Below are 19,279 nucleotides of genomic sequence, written 5' to 3'. Positions count from 1 at the left end.
GAATTAAAAGTACGAGTTTTTGATTATATATAAAGAACCAAGATGTAAGAGTCAAGAACCAAGACAATTCTACCAATCCAACCCTCCAGATTTCGCAATAGGGATGGAAGCGAGTTACCCTGCCTAACGGTGGTTATTGAGCGAAGTCGAAATACAGGCAGGCATGTAACGCAGACAGCCCGGTGCGCCCCTTCGACACCGTTCAGGGACCGAAAAGGGTGCAATTGCCCTAAAGAAACTGACACCATGTCAGCCAAATTGCCATGGCATAATCATTGAAATAGGGTAAGAGAACTTAAAACAGAATTTTTAAAATATATAACTATAACACTATGAGTAAAATAATTGGAATCGACTTAGGAACTACCAACTCTTGCGTTTCGGTGATGGAAGGTAGCGAGCCTACAGTAATCCCCAATGCAGAAGGGAAACGTACTACGCCTTCGGTGATTGCATTTGTGGAAGGTGGCGAAATTAAGGTAGGTGACCCTGCAAAAAGACAGGCTGTAACTAACCCTACAAAAACCATTTCTTCTATTAAGCGTTTTATGGGGAACAAATTTTCGGAATCTAGCAAAGAAGCCGAACGTGCCGCCTATAAAGTAGTAAAAGGAGACAATAACACGCCGCGAGTAGATATCGACGGACGTTTATATACACCACAGGAATTGAGCGCGATGATTCTTCAGAAAATGAAGAAAACGGCTGAAGACTATTTAGGTCAAGATGTAACTCGTGCAGTAATTACGGTGCCTGCATATTTTAACGACAGTCAGCGTCAAGCCACTAAAGAAGCAGGTGAGATTGCTGGATTAAAAGTAGAGCGTATTATCAACGAGCCTACAGCGGCTGCGTTGGCATACGGACTAGATAAAAAACATAAAGATCAAAAAATCGTAGTATTCGATTTTGGTGGTGGAACGCATGACGTGTCTATCCTAGAATTGGGTGACGGTGTTTTTGAAGTATTATCTACCGATGGAGATACCCACTTAGGAGGGGACGATGTGGACCAGAAAATTATTAACTGGTTGGCAGATGAGTTCCAGAAGGAAGAAGATATGGATCTTCGTAAAGACCCAATGGCATTACAGCGTTTAAAAGAAGCGGCTGAAAAAGCTAAAATTGAATTGTCATCTTCTACACAAACCGAAATTAACTTGCCTTACGTAACGGCTACAGCAAGTGGACCAAAACACTTGGTAAAAACACTTAGCCGTGCAAAGTTTGAGCAGTTAATTGAAGACTTAGTAAAAAGAACCATTGCTCCGTGTGAAAAAGCAATGAAAGCTGCTGGACTTTCAAAAAGTGATATCGATGAAATCATTTTAGTAGGTGGGTCGACTCGTATTCCTGCGGTACAGGAAGCCGTGGAGAAGTTCTTCGGAAAAGCACCTAGCAAAGGAGTAAACCCAGATGAGGTTGTGGCCATTGGAGCAGCGATTCAAGGTGGGGTATTAACTGGAGATGTAAAAGATGTATTATTACTAGACGTAACACCACTTTCTTTAGGTATTGAAACTATGGGAAGCGTGATGACCAAATTAATCGACGCTAACACGACCATTCCTACTAAGAAAAGTCAGGTGTTTAGTACGGCGGCAGACAATCAGCCTAGTGTGGAAATCCACGTATTACAGGGTGAGCGTCCTATGGCGGCAGATAACAAAACCATTGGTCGTTTTCACTTAGACGGAATTCCACCAGCGCGAAGAGGAGTACCTCAAATTGAAGTAACCTTTGATATCGATGCCAACGGAATTATCAAGGTAAGTGCCGAAGATAAAGCTACAGGTAAAAAGCAAGACATCCGTATTGAAGCATCTTCTGGATTAACGGAAGAAGAAATCCAAAAGATGAAAGCCGATGCCGAAGCGAATGCGGAAGCCGATAAAAAAGCGAAAGAAGCCGTTGATAAAATTAACGAAGCCGACGCGATGATTTTCCAAACGGAAAAACAACTAGAAGAGTTTGGCGATAAGTTAAGCGACGATAAAAAAGAACCTATCAAGGCAGCTTTGGAGGACTTGAAAAAAGCCTATGAAACAAAAGATGTGGAGACCATCCAGCCTGCGTTAGATAAAATTAACGAAGCTTGGAAAGTAGCCAGCGAAGAGATGTACAAGGCACAAGCAGAGGCGGGCAATGCTGGACAACCAGGACCCGATGCAGGAGCAGGAAACGCTGCTAATAACGGACAAGAAAACGCCGATGTGGAAGACGTAGACTTCGAGGAAGTAAAATAAGTTGTCACTTTGAGCGCAGTCGAGAAGTCTCTAAGACGAAAGACACAAGACGAAAGACACAAGACGCAAGACATAAAATAAAACCCCCACCAAACGGTGGGGGTTTTTTGTTTGCCTAAATTTTATTAATTTTTTGGTTTTGTTTTAGTAGCTTTTTCCCCAGGTAATCCTTTTTCATTTATTGCCATAGCAGTACAAACTCCATCTTCAATTTTTAAAACAAAAATTACTGAGTTACGAGTTACTTCTGGGTTAACTGTATCTGACTCTGCCCTAAGGGTGCCATCATTCCAAGTCCACTCAATTTTTAATTCACAATTACCGTTTGGACATTCCCCCGTTGGTATTACACTTTCACCATTAGTAACCAAAAAAACAGATGAATTACCAGCACATCTTTTGGTAAAATGAATATCCTGCATATTTACTTTTCCTACACCTCCGCCAGAAACCATGGCTGTTGATATCTCGGCGGTTGTGCCATTGCTCGATTCTCTTTTATATAAGTAAGGAGTAGATTTGTCTATAGAAGAAGTTATCCCAATAGGCTTATGCTGTCTTTTTCCTGTTGCCATTCCGCTTGCGGCATCTCTAGGGCTTTTTATTTCTGTAATAGTATTATCTACATAGCTTACACTATATTCAGATTTTGAAATGTAGTGATCATACCCCTTCTTTCTCGACGCTTGATCCATTGCAACGTTTGTTGGGGGTTTAGTATAATATTGAAATTCTAGAGAGTAACCCATTTCTGTAGGGGTTATCTTGCATTTAATGTTCTTTTCTAAGTCAAATTCTTCCGATTTTGAAACCAGTTCTTGACCAAACAAATGACTTGCAATACCTGTAATAGCAATAAGTGCTATTATAATGATTTTTGTTTTCATAATTTTAAAGGTTAGATTGTTAACTTACTAATTATGAGATTCTTTATAGTCAAAAATTATACCCCATTTGAATCCGAAAAATAATTTTTTAAAAGAAAATTCCTACCTTTTATAACTCTTAAGATGTGTTTTCCGAGGCATCGTTGTAAAAGACATATGACACAAGACACCAGACGCAGGACATAAGATAAAACCCCCACCATTGGGTGGGGGTTTTTGCTTAAATATTATTATTTATTCATTTAATCTTTTTAAGACCATAGTTTTTAATGGCCAAAGAGATTCTCCTTCTACTTTTTGACTATAAAATCTTAATCCAAAGTCTAAGTGAGGCCATTCAATAGTGTATGGTCCATGAATAAATCTTACTGAAATTTTTTTAAGTTATGCTTTTGCGACTTTCTAAAGACTTCAAAGTTTACTGTAAAAGGGCTAACATCATTTGCTAATTCTAAGATTAAATTAACACCTTTTTTAGGAATTTCTTTTTTCAATAATTTCTTGATTTCTTTTGGTGCTATCACTAAAATTAAATTATAATCTACAATATCTTTAAAGCTGATACCATTTAAACCATCTTTTAACCTATTCCTATTTATATCACTTGAATGAAATGTGCCTGAGGGATGGAATGTAAACTTATTCCTTATAAACCCAGTTCCAATAAGATTCTTTAATTCAATTTTTAATCTTCCACCTTGAAGTTTTTCTATTGGATGATATTTAAGCTCTTGATTTGCTTCTTCATAAATATGGAAATGAAATGAATTATCTTTTGAAGTCGAAAAATTCAATAATCCAAAAACTTCTCCACAAGGCTTTAAGAATATCCTAGTATAATTGTTTTTCAAAATAATTTAAATATGAAATAAGTAAAATAAACTAAGTTGTTTTTATTTAACTTCTTAATCATCCAAAGTTACCAAAACCCCTAACTATCTCAGTATAAAGTTGTAAACAATGGCGGGTTGTTTTCCACAAAAAAGCATCACCAAATAGTGATGCTTTTGAATGTAATAGTATTAGGTTATTAGTTACTTATATTGGGCGCTACTTGGGATTGAGTGCGTGGGTCATTTTCGTCTTTAACTCTTAAAGTTCCATATTTAGACTTGTATACTTCGGTTGGGGTAATAATCCAAGAATCGTCAATTCCTGTATCTACGACCCAAAATTTTGTAAGACTTTCGTTTACTGCCATTATAGTTTTGGTTTCTGCTCCAGCCATATCTCCAATGGCTAAAATAGGGTTGTAATTAATATATTTTGCTTTATACTCATCGGTTTGCTCAATCGTTTCACCTATAAGTTTTAAAGCAAATTCCTTGGCGCCAGAATAGATGTCAATAAAGTTAAGTAGTGTTCCTAATGGACTATGTTCAATTATGGGCTTAAAATTATCATTTTCAATTTCAATTGCAGCATCTTGAAATAGCTCGTAGGCCTCTTTTGGTAAGGCAAGATCTGTTGCAGAGGCTACTGCAATTAATTTATAATAATTGGCATTTAGATTTTGCATATTGTCGATAATGAGTCCAGTTAATACACCAGCCGTCATATTGGTAAGTCCCCAAATAGGCTCATTACTCCAGCCAACATATATTTTCTCTCCAGATAAGTTAGTTACGTGTACCGTAGAATCTGCAAAGGGATTCCATGGTTCACAATCATTATTATAATAAGATTTAAAAATGGAACCATAGGTTTTGATACAATAATCTTCTCCATAAAGAATTATATTTAGGTCAAAAACCGAGCCTATTCCTGTACCTGTTCCGATAATTCTAATATTTTTTGCTCTGGCGGGAATTTCAAAAGAACGATCACCCCATAATGCTACATCATTAGTTGAGTGTCTTAATGAATTATTATAATAAACCTTGTATTGTGCAAGATACCCTGACTCATTGTAAAACTTAATAGTAGGGTTTCTTTCTTTATAAAATTCTACATCCACTGCTGGAAATATTTCAAACTTTTGGTTATCTCCTGTATGCCACTGGTATTGAACAATGGGTTGACCGTCGTTGAGTTGAACCGTACCGCCACTTAGGTCTAAAGTCAAACCTGATTTTACGTTTATGATTCTCCAATCGGTCAAATTATTAATAAGTTTAAATCGTTGTTCTGCTCCTCCAGTTTTATTTGCCAATACAACCGAAGCTCCATATTCTGTAGACCCATCATTAATAGTCATATATTGGTTGAGGTGAATGTTCTTTAAATAATACTCTTGATTACCTGCATAGCTAATTTTCCACTGCTGAACACGCCCTCCGTGCATTGTCCATTGATATACATGTCCTCCATAATCTAAAGCCTTTCCACTATGTTTTACTCTAATGATATAAACTTTACTGGTATCTATAACAGGTATGTTCGCTATTCTTTCACGTTCTAATTTGGCTTCAATAGGTTCTAATAAAACCTGAGCATCAATCATCTGCCAATTTTGAGCGCCAACCATTTTTTGTTGTGGCTCTCTTTTGTACGGAACGTCTAGTGCAATTAAAGCTCCTTTATCAGACCAATAATATTTATTAGGGGCATTCACAGAATCTGTTTTAAATTTTATATCACCTAGAGCTAGTGGTCGAATTAAAGTAATATTGGTTGTGTCAATAGAATTTTCCAAAAATCCTTGAAACGCATAATCAAGATTTCCATCTTGTTTTGGTACAAATTGGAAACTATCTTCACCGCTTTTTACATAATTATTTTCTTTATTCAAATAAAACACAGGACCTATTAAATCAATACTGTCTTGAGATAACCTATATATTTGGGCATCTATACTATTATCATTTCTTAAAGGTTCTAATACAATTTGATTGCCTTTAACTGTTAAAAAATTATTTGTTACAGAATTCTTAATCATTACTTTTTTATCAGTAAGTCTCATTAATGTTTCATTGGCTTTAGGCATGCAATTTGTAAATAGGCCAATAAATGTAAATAGGAGTAAGATTTTAAGGTATTGTAATAACCCAATGTCAATAGTCAATAATGACTTTTTTAGAGTAATAATTGTGTGTGAAGTTTTCATCTTTTAATGGTTTGGTTAGTATTTTAAAACTTTTAAAACTTTATTTTTATAAAACTAAACATTATTATATTGCTGATAAATAGGTGTTTATACGTAAGAATTATTCAGGTTTTGTAAGAATAAGAAATTACATTTTATAACTACCTTTGACGTTTCAAAGAAATACTATGGAACTACCCAAATTCATTTTAGGCGATAACACCGATTATCCCGATGCCATTTTTGTGATTCATACCGAATTCCCCATGTTTATCATTAATCTTGAAAACGATGAGGTAGAATGGCTTGAGGAATTTGATGACCACGACCAAAAAGAGATTGAAGCCGAAGCCGAAAATTATATTCGGGAGGCGACCGAATTCTACGATAGGGAAGTAGCCCGTTATGAAGAATAATGCTTGAAGAACTCCTAAAATACGACACAGAGCTTTTTCTATTTCTAAATAATTTAGGAAGTGAATATTGGGATGGTTTTTGGCTTTTTGTCACCCATAAATTGTCCTCTATCCCTTTGTATTTGGTGTTGTTGTATTTTCTTTGGAAACACTTTCAATGGAAAGGCACCTTGCTAATTTTAGTGTGTGTTGCTGTTATGATTACCACCACCGACCAACTCGCCAACTTATTTAAATATATTTTGTTTGAAAGACCTCGCCCATGCAGGGTAGAAGCTTTACAAGACCAAATGCGTATGGTAGCCAATGGTTGCGGACGTTTTGGCTACTTCTCGGCACACGCAGCAAGTAGTATGGCAGTAGCCGTGTTTGTGGGGTTGCTACTTCGAAAATACTATACATACCTTCCGTTTGCTTTACTGTTTTGGGCAGTTATCATTGCCTATAGCAGAATATATGTGGGCGTGCATTATCCTTTGGATATCATTACCGGTATGTTCTTTGGCGGTATGATAGGATGGCTTTTTTATAAGGCTTTTATAAGATTGTCATTCCGTGCTTGACACGGAATCCATAATACAGATTACTTTTTAGAAACCAAATACAAATCCCGCCACAATCTAGGTCGGTGGGTACGATGTCCCAGTGCCTGCGGATTCATATCGTATCGCGTAACTTTTTCTATGGAAAAACCTTCAAATTGCTTTTTGAATTCCCCTTCATCAGCTTCGGCCACTAAAACACCAAATTGCGCTTCGGGAGGGATTTTAATACTCCCATCCTTTTCCAATCTAGGAATAGCCTTGCCATAATCCCAAATAAGCTCGGGTGAAAATCCGCCAAATTCATATACCTTTAAATTCGTTTCCGCTTGCCAATCGTTTAATTTTGAAAGACCTTTATACTCGGGGTTTACGGTCAATGTCTTCGCTAAAGGCATTCCAAAGGAAATGACAGCTATAATAAAAGCAATGGTGAAATAAAATACTGGTTGAATAGCTTTACGGCGTAAATTCCGAAACATCACCACACCAATAATAAATAGCGATAACGACAAAAGCGCAAACCAAACCCAATAGCTTCCACTTAATTGATCTTTCAGAAAAAGATAGCCTCCCACAGGAAAAATTATTCCAATCAGGGCAATGAGTCCAAAATTAACATACACAGGAATCGTTTCTCGTTTGTCTTTTAATTCCTTAAACCTTCGGAATAAATATTCAATATAAAACCCTGTATTCATCGCCAAGGGAATAATCACAGGCAGTAAGTAACGTACTTTCTTTTCGGGAATAATCGACAGTAAAATCACCGAAGCCATCGTCCACCAAAATGTAAATTGATAGGCTTTTTTATGGAATACCCTATTTTTTAAATAAGGGTACAATAGTGCGATAAAGGCAGGAATAGTCCACACTCCGCTTTGGGTAAAGAAACTCCAATAGTAATAAAAAGGTTTGGTTTCGTAACCGGTCCAATTGCTAGTTTCACGTTCGGTAATTTTGGCAACGGTTTCGGGGTCAAAGGTATAGGTGTACCAATACCACCAACCCGACAATAGAAATGAAACTACTAAAAATACAAGTAATGGCAGAATCCGACTTTTAAAATTTTTGTATTTATAAACCACCCCAAAGGCAATTAAAAAGGGCAGTAGCAGGGCATATAAAGAAACAGGTCCTTTACTCATAAAGGAGCACCCAAAAAACAGGGCTGCTAGTAGTACATTTTTAAACTTAGAACTTTCTGAAGTAAAAAACCGATACAAAAAGTAGATACACACGATCATAAAACTATGCGTGAAAATATCCCAATTGGCATCGCGTCCAGCTGTAACAATGTAGAAGGAAGTTACCATGACCAATCCGCTAATGAGTGCATATTGGGTGTTTTTGGTAAGGTTTTGTAAAAATTTATAGGAAAATAATACAAGCACTAATCCCATAATAGCGGCAGGGAGTCGTAAGGCAAATAGGCTTTTTAGTCCAAAAAGTAGACCCGACAGCGCCGTGAGCCACGTAGGTAAGGGAGGTTTGGCATAGCGCGGTTCGCCATTCATGGTGGTGAGTAACCAATTGCCATCAACAATCATTTCGCGAGCCGTAATAAAGTTTCTGGCTTCCATGATGTTTACAAAAATGGCATCGAGATTCACAAAGAAGACCCCTACACAGGCAAGAGTTAAAAGAAGTAAAGGATGTTTATTCAGAAGCTTCATTTTTCCCAATAAATATATTCCGAATATAAATAATTAATCCGCCTCCGTGCCCAATTAACAATACGGGATCTTTTCTATACACCGCATACACAATAATAAGGGCTGCTCCCAAGGCACTCAATCTCCAGAAGCCAACCGGTAAATGAGAAACTTTTTTCCGTTCCGAATAAATCCATTGGTATACAAACCGAAGGGTAAAAAGGACTTGAGCAATAATTCCCAGCCACAATAACCAATTAGGGATGGCAGCGTTGTGTAAAAGATTTTCAATGTCGAACTCGCCATTATTGTAGCCGTAAATCACAATTAGAATCGGGAATATAATCAAAAACCCACGAAACCACCACGGACTTTTTTGCCATTCGCCTTGTAAATGAAGATTACGAACGTAGATAAAATAGGTAAGGGATTGCCCCAACATAATAGCAAAGTCGTCTCTTAAATACCCATACACAAATAAGAGAAATGAGGCCAGTAGGCTTAATTTCCAAAACAGGGAAGGGGTAATGATGCGTTTGTTTTTTTCAGAAAGAAACCATTGGATAAACAATCGGGCAGAGAATAGAATCTGTGCGGAAAATCCAATAGTATAAATAAGCCAATTGCTCATCCTTTATCTTTCACTTCGTAGTTGATGTATTTTTTCTTCATCCAAAGGTAGGCAAAGCAATCCATTAACGGTCCTAAAAGGCGATTCCAAAGTCCAAACTTAGCCGTTCCAGCAATCCGCGGAAAATGTTGCACAGGCACTTGTAAAATCCTTCCGTTTTGCAATAAAATCATCGCAGGAAGAAATCGGTGTAAACCTTTAAACATTGGGATGCGTTTGGCATAGTCGGTTTTAATGACTTTTAATGGGCAACCCGTATCGTCCATTCCGTCGTGGGTAAAAGCACGACGAATGCCATTAGCAATTTTGGAAGACATATTTTTAACAAAAGAATCCTTTCGGTTAGCACGAACTCCAGTGACTAAATCGTATTCGCCTATGTGCTGCAACAGTAAATTAAAATCCTCGGGAGCAGTTTGTAAATCACTGTCGATATAGCCCACTAACGGACTTTCCACATGGTCAAACCCCGCTTTAATGGCAGCACTTAATCCGTGGTTTTCTTTAAAACTGATATAGTGAAAAGCTTCGTTTCTAGCACAGATAGTTTCAATTAAGGATTGGCTATTGTCTTTAGAACCATCATTCACAAAAAGGATAGCTGTTTTTTTTGAAGCGATTTTGGTATAGGCTAACAGTTCCTTTTCAACGCGTTCCAGATTGTCTTCCTCGTTGTAAACAGGCACAATGATGGTAAATTCGTACATAGTAGCTCGATTGTTCTTCGACTGCAAAAGTATTTCTTTTTCATGAATAAAACAGAAACGCAAAAAAGGTGTTATTTTGCAGTGTAAATTGAATTCATGAAAGTATTAGTTACGGGCGCAGCAGGTTTTATTGGATCTCATACTGCGGAACGATTAAAAAGTTTAGGACATCAGGTTCAAGCCATCGATAATTTTTCATCCTATTATGATGTTGAATTAAAAAAGCTGAATGCCAAATCCCTTTCAGAAAAAGGAATCACTGTTGAAAAAGTAGATCTTCGTAAAGATGATTTATCCAAAGTGATTAAAGAAGATATCGATTATATTTTTCACTTTGCCGCACAACCTGGGATATCCACCACTAGTACTTTTGATGATTATTTCTCGAATAATTTCTTTGCCACACAACGACTCTTAGACTTATTCGAAACCTTTACCAAAAAGCCCTTTTTTGTGAATATTGCGACTTCTTCTATTTATGGGTTAAATGCCATTATGACCGAAGATGAAGCACCAAAACCTGCTTCTTGGTACGGAGTCACCAAATTGGCTGCAGAGCAATTGGTGTTGGCATATAGCCGAAGAGGTTTATTAAAAGGAACTTCCTTCCGTCTGTATTCGGTATATGGACCTCGTGAACGTCCTGATAAATTATATACGCGTCTTATCGACTGCGGATTAAACAACAAACCCTTTCCTTTATACGAAGGAAGTGAGAAACACTTGCGCAGTTTTACCTACGTACAAGATATTGTAGATGGGATTGTAAGTGTCATAGGGAATGAGGCAGTTTGTAATGGTGAAATCTTCAATTTAGGTACCGAAGAAGAAAATACCACTGCCACGGGAATTGCTACGGTGGAAGAAATTTTAGGATCCAAAATCATTATTGAAAACAAACCTGCTCGCCCTGGCGATCAATCGCGTACTTGTGCCAATATCGATAAGGCCAGAAAACTACTAAAGTACAATCCGCAGACTTCACTTAAAGTTGGGTTGGAGGAACAGGTAAAATGGTTTAGAAATAACTTTATGAAGTAATTTTTAGCAAAACCTCCGCCGCTTCAAACGGTGTGGTTTTATGCGCTTGTAGTAACTGAAGTTGCTTTTCCAATTCCTTTTTCACCTTAGCTTGATGGTAGAAATTCGCTTTCAACGCACTTTCTATGGTTTGCATTAGCCAAAACTTGTTTTGCTCATTTCGCTTTTCTTGAAAGTAGTTGTTCTTTTTTACCGTGGTAGAATACTCTTCGATGAGATTCCAAACGTCCTCAATTCCTTCATTATTAATCGAAGAACACGTGAGTGTTTTGGGCGTCCAGCCACTTTCTTTTTCCGGATACAAATGTAATGCACGGTTAAATTCAGTTTTGGCTAGTTTAGCAGCTTTAACATTGTCACCGTCGGCTTTATTAATCACAATGGCATCTGCCATTTCCATAATGCCACGTTTAATGCCTTGCAATTCATCCCCAGCGCCCGCTAGCTTCAGTAGTAAAAAGAAATCGGTCATACTGTGCACCGTGGTTTCACTTTGTCCCACACCCACGGTTTCAATAATAATAATGTCAAACCCTGCCGCTTCACATAAAATAATGGCTTCACGGGTTTTTCGAGCTACACCCCCTAAAGATTCCCCACTGGCAGAAGGCCGTATAAACGCATTCGGGTTTTTTACCAATTCTTCCATACGGGTTTTGTCGCCCAAAATACTCCCTTTACTTAGCGTACTACTTGGGTCCACAGCCAACACGGCTACTTTTTTACCTTTTTGAGTAAGTAGCGTGCCAAAACTTTCAATAAATGTACTTTTTCCCACCCCCGGAACACCGGTGATTCCTATCCTAATAGAATTATTGGCGTGTGGTAAACACCCTTGAATCAATTCTTTTGCTTGTTGTTGATGCTTAGTAGCAGTGCTTTCGACTAGTGTAATACCTCTACTTAAGGCCGTGTGGTTTCCCTCAAGAATAGATTTGATCAATTCCTTTATAAAAAGCGGTTTTCTTCTACTTTCCTGAATTTTTTTTACAACAATAGGATTGGACGAACTAGGAGGGGAGATTCCTTCCATTTTGTGTAATGCCGAAGTATGTTTTTTATCTTTTGCCACGATGGGAAGTTAAAACATTTTTATAAATTGATGCTTCTTTGCAACAGTCGATTTTTTTAATCGTCTTTAACCCGAACAGCAACCAAAAAAACCATCAATTGTGTCCGATATATTATTGGTAGAGCAATGCAAACAAAACAACCGAAAAGCACAAATGGCTTTATATCGCCAATATTGCGATGGGATGTTTATTGTGGCGCACCGATATTTAAAGGATGCGGCAACAGCAGAAGATGCACTGCAAGAAGCGTTTATAAAAGCGTTTCGGAAGTTGGACCAGTTCAAAGGGGACGTCACCTTTGGCGCTTGGTTAAAACGAATCGTTATAAACACTTGCTTGGATGCGATTAAGGCAAACAAAATGGAAAAAGCAGATGTTAACGAAGAAACCTTGGCGATTGTAGATGAAGAGGAATGGAGTGTGCCCGATGAAGCAACCGTTAACGAAGTGGTAAAAACCATTGAAAGTTTAAAAGATCCTTATGGAGTAGTGGCAAAATTATTTTTATTGGAAGGCTATGATCATCAAGAGATTTCGGAGGTTTTAGGAATAACCGAAAGTGCTTCGAGAACCTATCTTCATCGTGGGAAAAAACAATTACAAGAACAATTAAAACATTTAAAATATGGCACAGGATATTAGAGACATGCTTAAAGACTATCTGCCAGAAATCCCTAAGCTTTCAAAAGGGCACGAAGCCCGATTTGAGGACAAATTAGATATTGCCTTTTCAGAAAAGAAATCGGATAATAGCTTTTTCTTTTGGATGAAAATAGCTGCAACCGTTGTTGTCTTTCTTACAGTGGGATATTTTGGATATCAATATTTTCAGAAAGACACCACCATCGATAACCAATTGGTTAACAACACCAAGGAAGTAGAAAATGAAACACCAACTATCACTATAGGTAATTTATCACCAGACCTAAAAAAAGTAGAAGATTTTTACGTAACTGGAATAAACCAACAGTTGGCATCATTAAACAGAACGCCTGAAAATGAAGAACTCATTACCGGATATCTTCTACGGCTTGAGGAATTGGATAATGCCTATAAAACATTGAATACCGAGTTGAACGAAGTAGGGCCTAGCGAGGCGACCATCACTGCTTTGATCGATAATTTGAAACTACGTTTGGAATTGCTGTTCAAACTAAAAAACAAATTAAAAGAACTTAAAACCTTAGAAAATGAAAACACAAAAAATATGGAAGCATAGTATTCTATTTGGAATATTATTTCTTTCAGTAAGTTTAATTACCGCTCAGAACAAATACAAAGAGAGCTTCAAAGCCTCAAATGACTTGATGGTAGAGGTGAACACCTCATATACCAATGTTATTTTTGAAACTTGGAATAAAGATTTTGTTGAAGTGGAAGCTTTTGTAGACAGCAAGGAACTTTCCGAAAAGGAGAAGAAGGAAATTTTCGATAATTGGAAGTTTGATGTTTTGGGGAATAGTAAAAAAGTTGTGATTACATCAAACCCAAGTCATTACGGTGAAGGTATTGGCCTATTTGGTGGCGCAGATGCTTTAAAATCGTTAAAAGCCTTAAAAAGTTTAGAGAAGATGCCAGTGTTGGAAGAAATGCCCAATTTTGCTTTTGACTTTAATTTTGATATTCCAGAAGTACCCGAGCTAAAGGAGTTTCCAGTATGGCCTTTTAATGGCGATCGGCCTAATTTAAAAAATGGGAATGAGTACAACTATTTTCATGATAGAAACGGGAAGACAACTACATTCGATCGTGGAGAATACAAAAAGAATAAACAGGCCTACGTTGATAAATTAAATAAAAAACATAACTCCAATGCGAGTGTTAAAGATGTCGATAATTGGTTAGATCGTGTGGATGCTTGGTCCAAAGATATTGAAGACGTTATGGAAGACTGGGGTGAAAATTTTGGAAAGAAATTTGAAACTCAATTTGGTCCTGAGTTTGAAAAAAAGATGGAGCGATGGGGTGAAGAGTTTGGCGAAAAATTTGGAAAGGATATGGAGAAATGGGGAGAAGAATTTGGGAAAGATATGGAGAAATGGGGTGAGGAGTTTGGTAAGAATATGGAAGAATGGGCCAAACAATTTGAAGAAAATGGAGGGAACTATTCAAACAAAATCTTTATTGATGATGATGGTAATAAAAACTATCTTTTTGAAGGAAGTAAAAGTTTGCATTTTTCTGGAAAAGCAAATAAAACCATCATTGTAAGAATGCCAAAAGGAACAAAGACCCAGGTAAATGTGCGTCATGGCGAATTGAAAATGGCAAATGCATATAATATGAAAGCAACGCTAAATTATTCACCTTTAACAGCTAACAGTATTGATGGGGGGCAAACCCTCATCAATGCTTCTTATGCTCCTGTGTATGTTAATTCTTGGAACAATGGATCTCTTAAAGTGAATTATGTTGAAGATTGTAGATTGAATACGGTTTCAGAAATTAACCTTCAATCTAATTCTAGCGATGTAAGTATTAATGAATTATTGAAATCGGGAGTACTTTCGGGTTCTTTTGGAAATCTATATGTATTAAAAGTAGCACCAACGTTTACCTCGGTAGATATTACATTGGAAAATACAGATGCAAACTTAAAAATACCTAATACTGCTTTTGATTTTTACTACAACGGAAAGAAGTCACAATTACAACATCCAAAATCATTTCAATTAACCGAAACCAAAAACTTCGATCGTAAGTTGCTTAAAGGTTTCAATAAAACGAATGCCTCTGGAAAAACAATTACTATCAACGCTAATTATAGCAATATAAAAGTGCAATAAAAAACCATCTCAAAGGGTGATACATCCTTCAAAATGGTTTCTTCAACTAAAAACGGTTGGTTATTTTAAGCGTCTTCGTTTAGTTTTTTACTCACAAAGAATCCAGTTAAAAGACCAGCTCCAGCCATAAATAAAATGGTTCCTGGCATAGCGATGTCTTCATCCATTCCTAAGACATCTGAAAATAATGCTCCTAAGAAAATTCCTATCCCTATACCCATTAATAATAAGGCAAGATTAATAACGACTACTTTCCAAACGGGTGTAACGCGTCTATCTTTGCTATAAAAAATAGAAGCATCGGCGCCCTTCTCAATAAGTGCTATTCGTTCTTTGTTACGTGCCGAAATGTAGAGGTAAAAGATTCCGAAGATGACTCCGAAGATAATAGGTATAATTACAATTTCTGATCCCATGATGTTTTTGATTAAAGGTTAATTACTGTTCGTTTTGTCCATAGGACGGAAGATTCTTTATCTAGGTTACAAATTATTTAAAAAAGTATTTCTGCGTACTATGTAACCATATAGATACAACGAACGTCTTATTCTTAAATGACCACCAGTACCGACCATCAATTAATTAATAATACCTTGCATGGAAATACGCAGGCCTTTTCGGTATTGGTAGAACGGTATCAAAATTTTGTCTTTACCATTGCTGTGCGAATGTTACGCAATAGGGAAGAAGCCGAGGAAGTAGCACAGGATAGTTTTATAAAGGCTTTTGAAGCGTTGTCAACCTATCGTGGAGAGGCAAAATTTTCGAGTTGGTTGTATAGTATCGTGTACCGAAAAACCTTAGATAGGATTAGAAAAAACAACAATTCGAGAACTATTGAACTCGTTGAAGAAATTACAGAAACAGAAACCGAAGACATTGAAAATGCACTGCATTTTATACAAATTCAAGAGCGGAATGAGTTGATTAAAAAAGGAATTGAACAATTACCCGAGCAGGAAGCAGCCATCATTACTTTTTTCTATTTTGAAGAATTATCTATTAAAGAAATTTCAGAAATCACTCAGCTAAGCGAGGATAATGTAAAAATTAAATTATTCCGAAGTCGAAAAAAATTATTTACTTTACTGAAGTATTATGTACTTCCCCAATACACCAATAACAATGGAAGCGCCATTTAACAAACAAGACGAGATTATTAAAAAGCTATTGCAAGAAGCTCCGTTAGAAAAACCTTCTCTAGATTTTTCTAAAAATGTTATGCAGCAACTTGAAAAGCAAAAAACAAGTCAATCGTATCGTCCTCTTATCTCGAAAACAACTTGGGGTGCGATAGCTGCCATATTTTTGTTAGGACTATTGTGGGTATATTTTAATCCTGCTTCAAATATGTATGATGTCGGGAACCTTACTTTTACTGAAAAACTCAATATAAAAAAACCTTTTGAAGCGTTTGCATTTTCAAAAACAACACAATATGCTATAGGGTTTATGGCATTATTCCTTTTACAAATTCCATTTTTGAAACGAATAGTAGCACGGTAGTATACAAAAAGAGTGTACAAATTAATTTTGTACACTCTTTTTTAGTTAACTAATTATAAAAAAAAATTACTAATTATTCTTTAATTACTTTAAATGATTCAACAGTATTATTTGCTACTGTTTTTACAAAATACACTCCATTAGAAAAGCTAGAAAAGTCAATTTCAAAATTGGAGTTTGAGATGGCTTTCGAAAATATTTCCGCACCTGTTATATCATAAACATAGATGTTGTCGATGTTATTTATAGCAGAAATATGTAATATATTTTCTACAGGGTTTGGGAAAATGGTTATCGCTTTATTTTCAAAAGTGTTGGTTCCAAGAATATCTTCACAACTAATTTGTAATTGGAAATTTCCTAATGAGGAACTATCATACCCTTCCACCATGATAATGTAGGTTGATGATCCATCAGATTCGAAGGTTAATTCCTGCTGATTTTCACAAGAACTATCGTTAAACGTAATTTGATTGGTTAAATCACAATCTGAGTAAACTCTCACAGTAGTTGAAAAATTGGTGTTTGGACCACAAGCGTTTAGTGTAATTAGTTCTGGAGAACCATTACCTGTATAACTATAGAATACGTCTGGAGAACCATTTCCTCCATTATCGGTTCCAAAAATGGTTGAGTTGGTTACCAAATCTCCACATTCAAGCGCAATAGCATCAATACATTCGTCATTTGTAGGAACAATGGGTAGTTCAATTCTAAAGGTAAATAAATCACCCCAAGCACCTATAGTAGGATCATAACCCCAACCTGTAATATATTTTCCATTTTCTGAAAGAGCATTTGCGGTGTAAATAGGGCTCGCTCCCATATCATATCCTAGAGTTTGACTTACAAAATTATTTAGTTCTTGAATCCCACCGGCAGGAGTCCAGATGAATGGAATATGTGGATCCCATGGTCCTACATTAAAGAAACCAATTACTACTGAGCCATCATTACTTATACCTGTAACATACCCTGTTCCATTTGGGTTAAGTGTTCCTAAAGACATATAACCAGTATCTTCACTCCATAACCAAGGTTCATTATTGTTTGCATAATCACCTATTCCTCCAATCCAATTTCCGTTTGATGATATTGCAAGAGCTTCTCCTAATTGATTATACTCATCCATAGGATCACCATTTGGGTCAATTAGTAAATATTCGTTTGGAAGGTAATCTCCGTTGGCATCTTTTCTCCAAACTGCCGATTTCCAAGGGCCGTTAAAATCTTGCCATCCAACCACAATACTACCATCACCACTTACGGCATTGGCACGAGTGCTTCGGTTAATATCTGAATATAAACTACCTAAATCAATAAGTCCGGTTTCAAGAGTCCAAGCAGTTGCGTGAGTTGCTAAACCAGGTTCTGTTGGGTTAGGTTCTACCCAAGCACTCCCTACAATGGTACTACCATCAGCTGAAATATTATACCCCGAACTAAGGCTGTTGTCTACAGGATAATTAAAATCACCTAATACTGTCCATTCTCCATCGGCAATATTATACATAGATTGTACAGAGTAGGTATTACTTTCGCTAGCTTTTCTAAATAATACCCCTTGAGAGCCAATTATAAAACCCGTTCCATTAGGTGTAAATAGAACTTCATATAATGCCTCATTAAATGTGGTAGTACCTAGATTGTCAATAGGCCAAGTGGAACCACCATCTTCCGATCCAAAAATAAGTTCTGGAGTACCAACTAGGGTTACGTGGTCTTGATCTAGCCAAGCAACATCACGCCATAGAGCTCCTGCCAGAACTTCTTGGTTTACCCAAGTAGCTCCTCCGTCTGTTGTTACATAAATATTATCTTCTCCTGTTGCAATACCGATCATAGTGTCAAAAAACTCAATACCTAAAAGTAGTCCGCCACTGCTATAAACAGTTGTCCAAGTTAATCCATTGTCTGTTGATCTTTGTATATCACCACCATTAGTAACTAAATAGTATGTGTCTCCTTCAACATACGTTAATTTATAAGTAACCCCAGTTAGTCCAGAACCTGTGGTCCAGGTAGTCCCCCCATCGTTGGTAATATACACACCTACACCGGTATTCGTTTGTGCAGTTACCACACCATTAAACTCATCTTTAAACTCTATTCCGGTATAGATATATACATCGGTATCTGGAGTTTGTGGTGTCCACGTATATCCCCCATCAGTGGTTTTGGCAAAATATTGGTTCCAACCACCAACATATCCAGTGTATAAAGAAGGAAAACTCATGGCTTCAATTCCTTGATTGATTCCCGTCCATAATTGATTCCAAGAATCTCCACTATCATACGTAACAAGAATAATTCCATCACCATTATAAGTAGAGCTTTCACCTGCAGCAAATGCTGTAGAATTTTGATTGCTAGGGAATTCTATATTTTTAAATATATAGTTATATCCCGTATTTAGTTTTTCCCATTCGGTAGTAGTAATGGTGTTAATATAGGATGTTCCAGACAAAAGATTTCCGTCTGCCGAAAACCGGGCACCACCACCAACACCTAATCCTGGGGCAGCTCCACCAATTTGAACAAACGTGTTGTCATCTGGATTCCACAATGAATAAGGACCTGCCTGTGCTTCATAGCCAGAAACTACCCCGGTGTTAGATACACCTTGAGTTTCGAAGAAGGTCTCTTTTACAATAAACTGTGCAAAAAGAGAACTACTGCTAATAGCTAAAAAAAGAATTGTAACTAAAATAGATTTTTTCATTTTTTGATAATTTAAATTTGAATACATTTTTGCGAACCAATA

The 19,279-nt window shown here is 36.8% G+C and carries 18 protein-coding genes; 9 read left to right on the top strand and 9 right to left on the bottom strand.

Annotated features, from left to right (window positions below):
- Positions 1–332: 332 nt before the first annotated feature.
- Positions 333–2,246, top strand: coding sequence for a molecular chaperone DnaK (dnaK, locus tag KXJ69_RS06575; protein WP_219052177.1), 1,914 nt, complete (start codon positions 333–335; stop codon positions 2,244–2,246).
- A 125-nt stretch (positions 2,247–2,371) separates the two neighbouring features.
- On the opposite strand, the gene KXJ69_RS06570 is transcribed toward dnaK, so the two are convergent.
- The 3 genes from KXJ69_RS06570 to KXJ69_RS06560 all read right to left on the bottom strand — a co-directional run bounded on the left by KXJ69_RS06570 (position 2,372) and on the right by KXJ69_RS06560 (position 6,179).
- A complete protein-coding gene (locus KXJ69_RS06570) occupies positions 2,372–3,133 on the bottom strand; it encodes a type VI secretion system tube protein Hcp (RefSeq protein WP_219052176.1) in 762 nt (253 codons plus the stop codon).
- 365 nt (positions 3,134–3,498) lie between these two features.
- Positions 3,499–3,984 (bottom strand): hypothetical protein, encoded by a 486-nt coding sequence (locus KXJ69_RS06565; RefSeq protein WP_219052175.1) that lies wholly within the window; start codon positions 3,982–3,984, stop codon positions 3,499–3,501.
- Between the two features lie 179 nt (positions 3,985–4,163).
- Entirely contained in the window at positions 4,164–6,179 is a 2,016-nt protein-coding gene (locus tag KXJ69_RS06560; RefSeq protein WP_219052174.1) for an RICIN domain-containing protein, read from the bottom strand.
- A gap of 167 nt (positions 6,180–6,346) precedes the next feature.
- Between KXJ69_RS06560 and KXJ69_RS06555 the strand changes: the two genes are divergently transcribed.
- Positions 6,347–6,574 carry a DUF8828 family protein gene (locus KXJ69_RS06555; protein WP_219052173.1) on the top strand — a complete coding sequence of 76 codons (228 nt, stop codon included), beginning with the start codon at positions 6,347–6,349 and terminating at the stop codon, positions 6,572–6,574.
- On the top strand, positions 6,574–7,137 hold the full coding sequence (locus KXJ69_RS06550; protein ID WP_219052172.1) for a phosphatase PAP2 family protein: 564 nt from the start codon (positions 6,574–6,576) through the stop codon (positions 7,135–7,137). The genes KXJ69_RS06555 and KXJ69_RS06550 overlap by 1 nt, the downstream gene beginning before the upstream one ends.
- 20 nt (positions 7,138–7,157) lie before the next feature.
- Here the strand turns inward: KXJ69_RS06550 and KXJ69_RS06545 are convergent, their stop codons facing one another.
- From KXJ69_RS06545 to KXJ69_RS06535, 3 genes are read right to left on the bottom strand one after another with little or no spacing between them, the layout of a single operon-like run.
- A complete protein-coding gene (locus tag KXJ69_RS06545) occupies positions 7,158–8,792 on the bottom strand; it encodes an ArnT family glycosyltransferase (RefSeq protein ID WP_219052171.1) in 1,635 nt (544 codons plus the stop codon).
- Positions 8,776–9,402: a lipid-A-disaccharide synthase N-terminal domain-containing protein gene (locus KXJ69_RS06540; RefSeq protein WP_219052170.1), complete on the bottom strand. Its 627-nt coding sequence runs from the start codon at positions 9,400–9,402 to the stop codon at positions 8,776–8,778. The genes KXJ69_RS06545 and KXJ69_RS06540 overlap by 17 nt, the downstream gene beginning before the upstream one ends.
- Positions 9,399–10,109, bottom strand: coding sequence for a glycosyltransferase (locus KXJ69_RS06535; protein ID WP_219052321.1), 711 nt, complete (start codon positions 10,107–10,109; stop codon positions 9,399–9,401). Before KXJ69_RS06535 ends, KXJ69_RS06540 begins: the two co-directional genes overlap by 4 nt.
- Positions 10,110–10,205: 96 nt before the next feature.
- Between KXJ69_RS06535 and KXJ69_RS06530 the strand changes: the two genes are divergently transcribed.
- Positions 10,206–11,150, top strand: coding sequence for an NAD-dependent epimerase/dehydratase family protein (locus KXJ69_RS06530; protein WP_219052169.1), 945 nt, complete (start codon positions 10,206–10,208; stop codon positions 11,148–11,150).
- Here the strand turns inward: KXJ69_RS06530 and meaB are convergent.
- The gene (gene meaB / locus KXJ69_RS06525) at positions 11,140–12,222 is read right to left on the bottom strand and encodes a methylmalonyl Co-A mutase-associated GTPase MeaB (protein ID WP_308701031.1); all 1,083 of its coding nucleotides are present in this window, start codon (positions 12,220–12,222) and stop codon (positions 11,140–11,142) included. The genes KXJ69_RS06530 and meaB overlap by 11 nt on opposite strands.
- A 100-nt stretch (positions 12,223–12,322) precedes the next feature.
- Here meaB and KXJ69_RS06520 point away from each other — a divergent pair, with 100 nt between their 5' ends.
- From KXJ69_RS06520 to KXJ69_RS06510, 3 genes are read left to right on the top strand one after another with little or no spacing between them, the layout of a single operon-like run.
- On the top strand, positions 12,323–12,865 hold the full coding sequence (locus KXJ69_RS06520) for an RNA polymerase sigma factor (RefSeq protein WP_219052168.1): 543 nt from the start codon (positions 12,323–12,325) through the stop codon (positions 12,863–12,865).
- Positions 12,849–13,442, top strand: a complete 594-nt coding sequence (locus KXJ69_RS06515; RefSeq protein WP_219052167.1) for a hypothetical protein — start codon at positions 12,849–12,851, stop codon at positions 13,440–13,442. Before KXJ69_RS06520 ends, KXJ69_RS06515 begins: the two co-directional genes overlap by 17 nt.
- Positions 13,414–15,009 carry a DUF4097 family beta strand repeat-containing protein gene (locus KXJ69_RS06510; RefSeq protein WP_219052166.1) on the top strand — a complete coding sequence of 532 codons (1,596 nt, stop codon included), beginning with the start codon at positions 13,414–13,416 and terminating at the stop codon, positions 15,007–15,009. The genes KXJ69_RS06515 and KXJ69_RS06510 overlap by 29 nt, the downstream gene beginning before the upstream one ends.
- 65 nt (positions 15,010–15,074) lie before the next feature.
- On the opposite strand, the gene KXJ69_RS06505 is transcribed toward KXJ69_RS06510, so the two are convergent.
- On the bottom strand, positions 15,075–15,425 hold the full coding sequence (locus KXJ69_RS06505) for a DUF6249 domain-containing protein (RefSeq protein ID WP_219052165.1): 351 nt from the start codon (positions 15,423–15,425) through the stop codon (positions 15,075–15,077).
- Between the two features lie 138 nt (positions 15,426–15,563).
- Between KXJ69_RS06505 and KXJ69_RS06500 the strand changes: the two genes are divergently transcribed.
- The gene (locus KXJ69_RS06500) at positions 15,564–16,151 is read left to right on the top strand and encodes an RNA polymerase sigma factor (protein WP_219052164.1); all 588 of its coding nucleotides are present in this window, start codon (positions 15,564–15,566) and stop codon (positions 16,149–16,151) included.
- Entirely contained in the window at positions 16,135–16,515 is a 381-nt protein-coding gene (locus tag KXJ69_RS06495) for a hypothetical protein (RefSeq protein WP_219052163.1), read from the top strand. Before KXJ69_RS06500 ends, KXJ69_RS06495 begins: the two co-directional genes overlap by 17 nt.
- Before the next feature lie 73 nt (positions 16,516–16,588).
- Here the strand turns inward: KXJ69_RS06495 and KXJ69_RS06490 are convergent, their stop codons facing one another.
- A complete protein-coding gene (locus KXJ69_RS06490; RefSeq protein ID WP_219052162.1) occupies positions 16,589–19,237 on the bottom strand; it encodes a YCF48-related protein in 2,649 nt (882 codons plus the stop codon).
- Positions 19,238–19,279: the final 42 nt, after the last annotated feature.

This window comes from Halomarinibacterium sedimenti (assembly GCF_019312585.1).
In the GTDB taxonomy this organism is placed as follows: Bacteria; Bacteroidota; Bacteroidia; order Flavobacteriales; family Flavobacteriaceae; genus Halomarinibacterium; species Halomarinibacterium sedimenti.
This window is presented reverse-complemented; position numbering and strand designations above follow the sequence as displayed.

Excerpts from the sequence above, each read along its gene's own strand:
- dnaK (WP_219052177.1), top strand. The coding sequence starts at position 333 with ATGAGTAAAATAATTGGAATCGACTTAGGAACTACCAACTCTTGCGTT.
- KXJ69_RS06570 (WP_219052176.1), bottom strand. The coding sequence starts at position 3,133 with ATGAAAACAAAAATCATTATAATAGCACTTATTGCTATTACAGGTATT.
- KXJ69_RS06560 (WP_219052174.1), bottom strand. The coding sequence starts at position 6,179 with ATGAAAACTTCACACACAATTATTACTCTAAAAAAGTCATTATTGACT.
- KXJ69_RS06555 (WP_219052173.1), top strand. The coding sequence starts at position 6,347 with ATGGAACTACCCAAATTCATTTTAGGCGATAACACCGATTATCCCGAT.
- KXJ69_RS06550 (WP_219052172.1), top strand. The coding sequence starts at position 6,574 with ATGCTTGAAGAACTCCTAAAATACGACACAGAGCTTTTTCTATTTCTA.
- KXJ69_RS06545 (WP_219052171.1), bottom strand. The coding sequence starts at position 8,792 with ATGAAGCTTCTGAATAAACATCCTTTACTTCTTTTAACTCTTGCCTGT.
- KXJ69_RS06540 (WP_219052170.1), bottom strand. The coding sequence starts at position 9,402 with ATGAGCAATTGGCTTATTTATACTATTGGATTTTCCGCACAGATTCTA.
- KXJ69_RS06535 (WP_219052321.1), bottom strand. The coding sequence starts at position 10,109 with ATGTACGAATTTACCATCATTGTGCCTGTTTACAACGAGGAAGACAAT.
- KXJ69_RS06530 (WP_219052169.1), top strand. The coding sequence starts at position 10,206 with ATGAAAGTATTAGTTACGGGCGCAGCAGGTTTTATTGGATCTCATACT.
- KXJ69_RS06515 (WP_219052167.1), top strand. The coding sequence starts at position 12,849 with ATGGCACAGGATATTAGAGACATGCTTAAAGACTATCTGCCAGAAATC.
- KXJ69_RS06510 (WP_219052166.1), top strand. The coding sequence starts at position 13,414 with ATGAAAACACAAAAAATATGGAAGCATAGTATTCTATTTGGAATATTA.
- KXJ69_RS06505 (WP_219052165.1), bottom strand. The coding sequence starts at position 15,425 with ATGGGATCAGAAATTGTAATTATACCTATTATCTTCGGAGTCATCTTC.
- KXJ69_RS06500 (WP_219052164.1), top strand. The coding sequence starts at position 15,564 with ATGACCACCAGTACCGACCATCAATTAATTAATAATACCTTGCATGGA.
- KXJ69_RS06495 (WP_219052163.1), top strand. The coding sequence starts at position 16,135 with ATGGAAGCGCCATTTAACAAACAAGACGAGATTATTAAAAAGCTATTG.
- KXJ69_RS06490 (WP_219052162.1), bottom strand. The coding sequence starts at position 19,237 with ATGAAAAAATCTATTTTAGTTACAATTCTTTTTTTAGCTATTAGCAGT.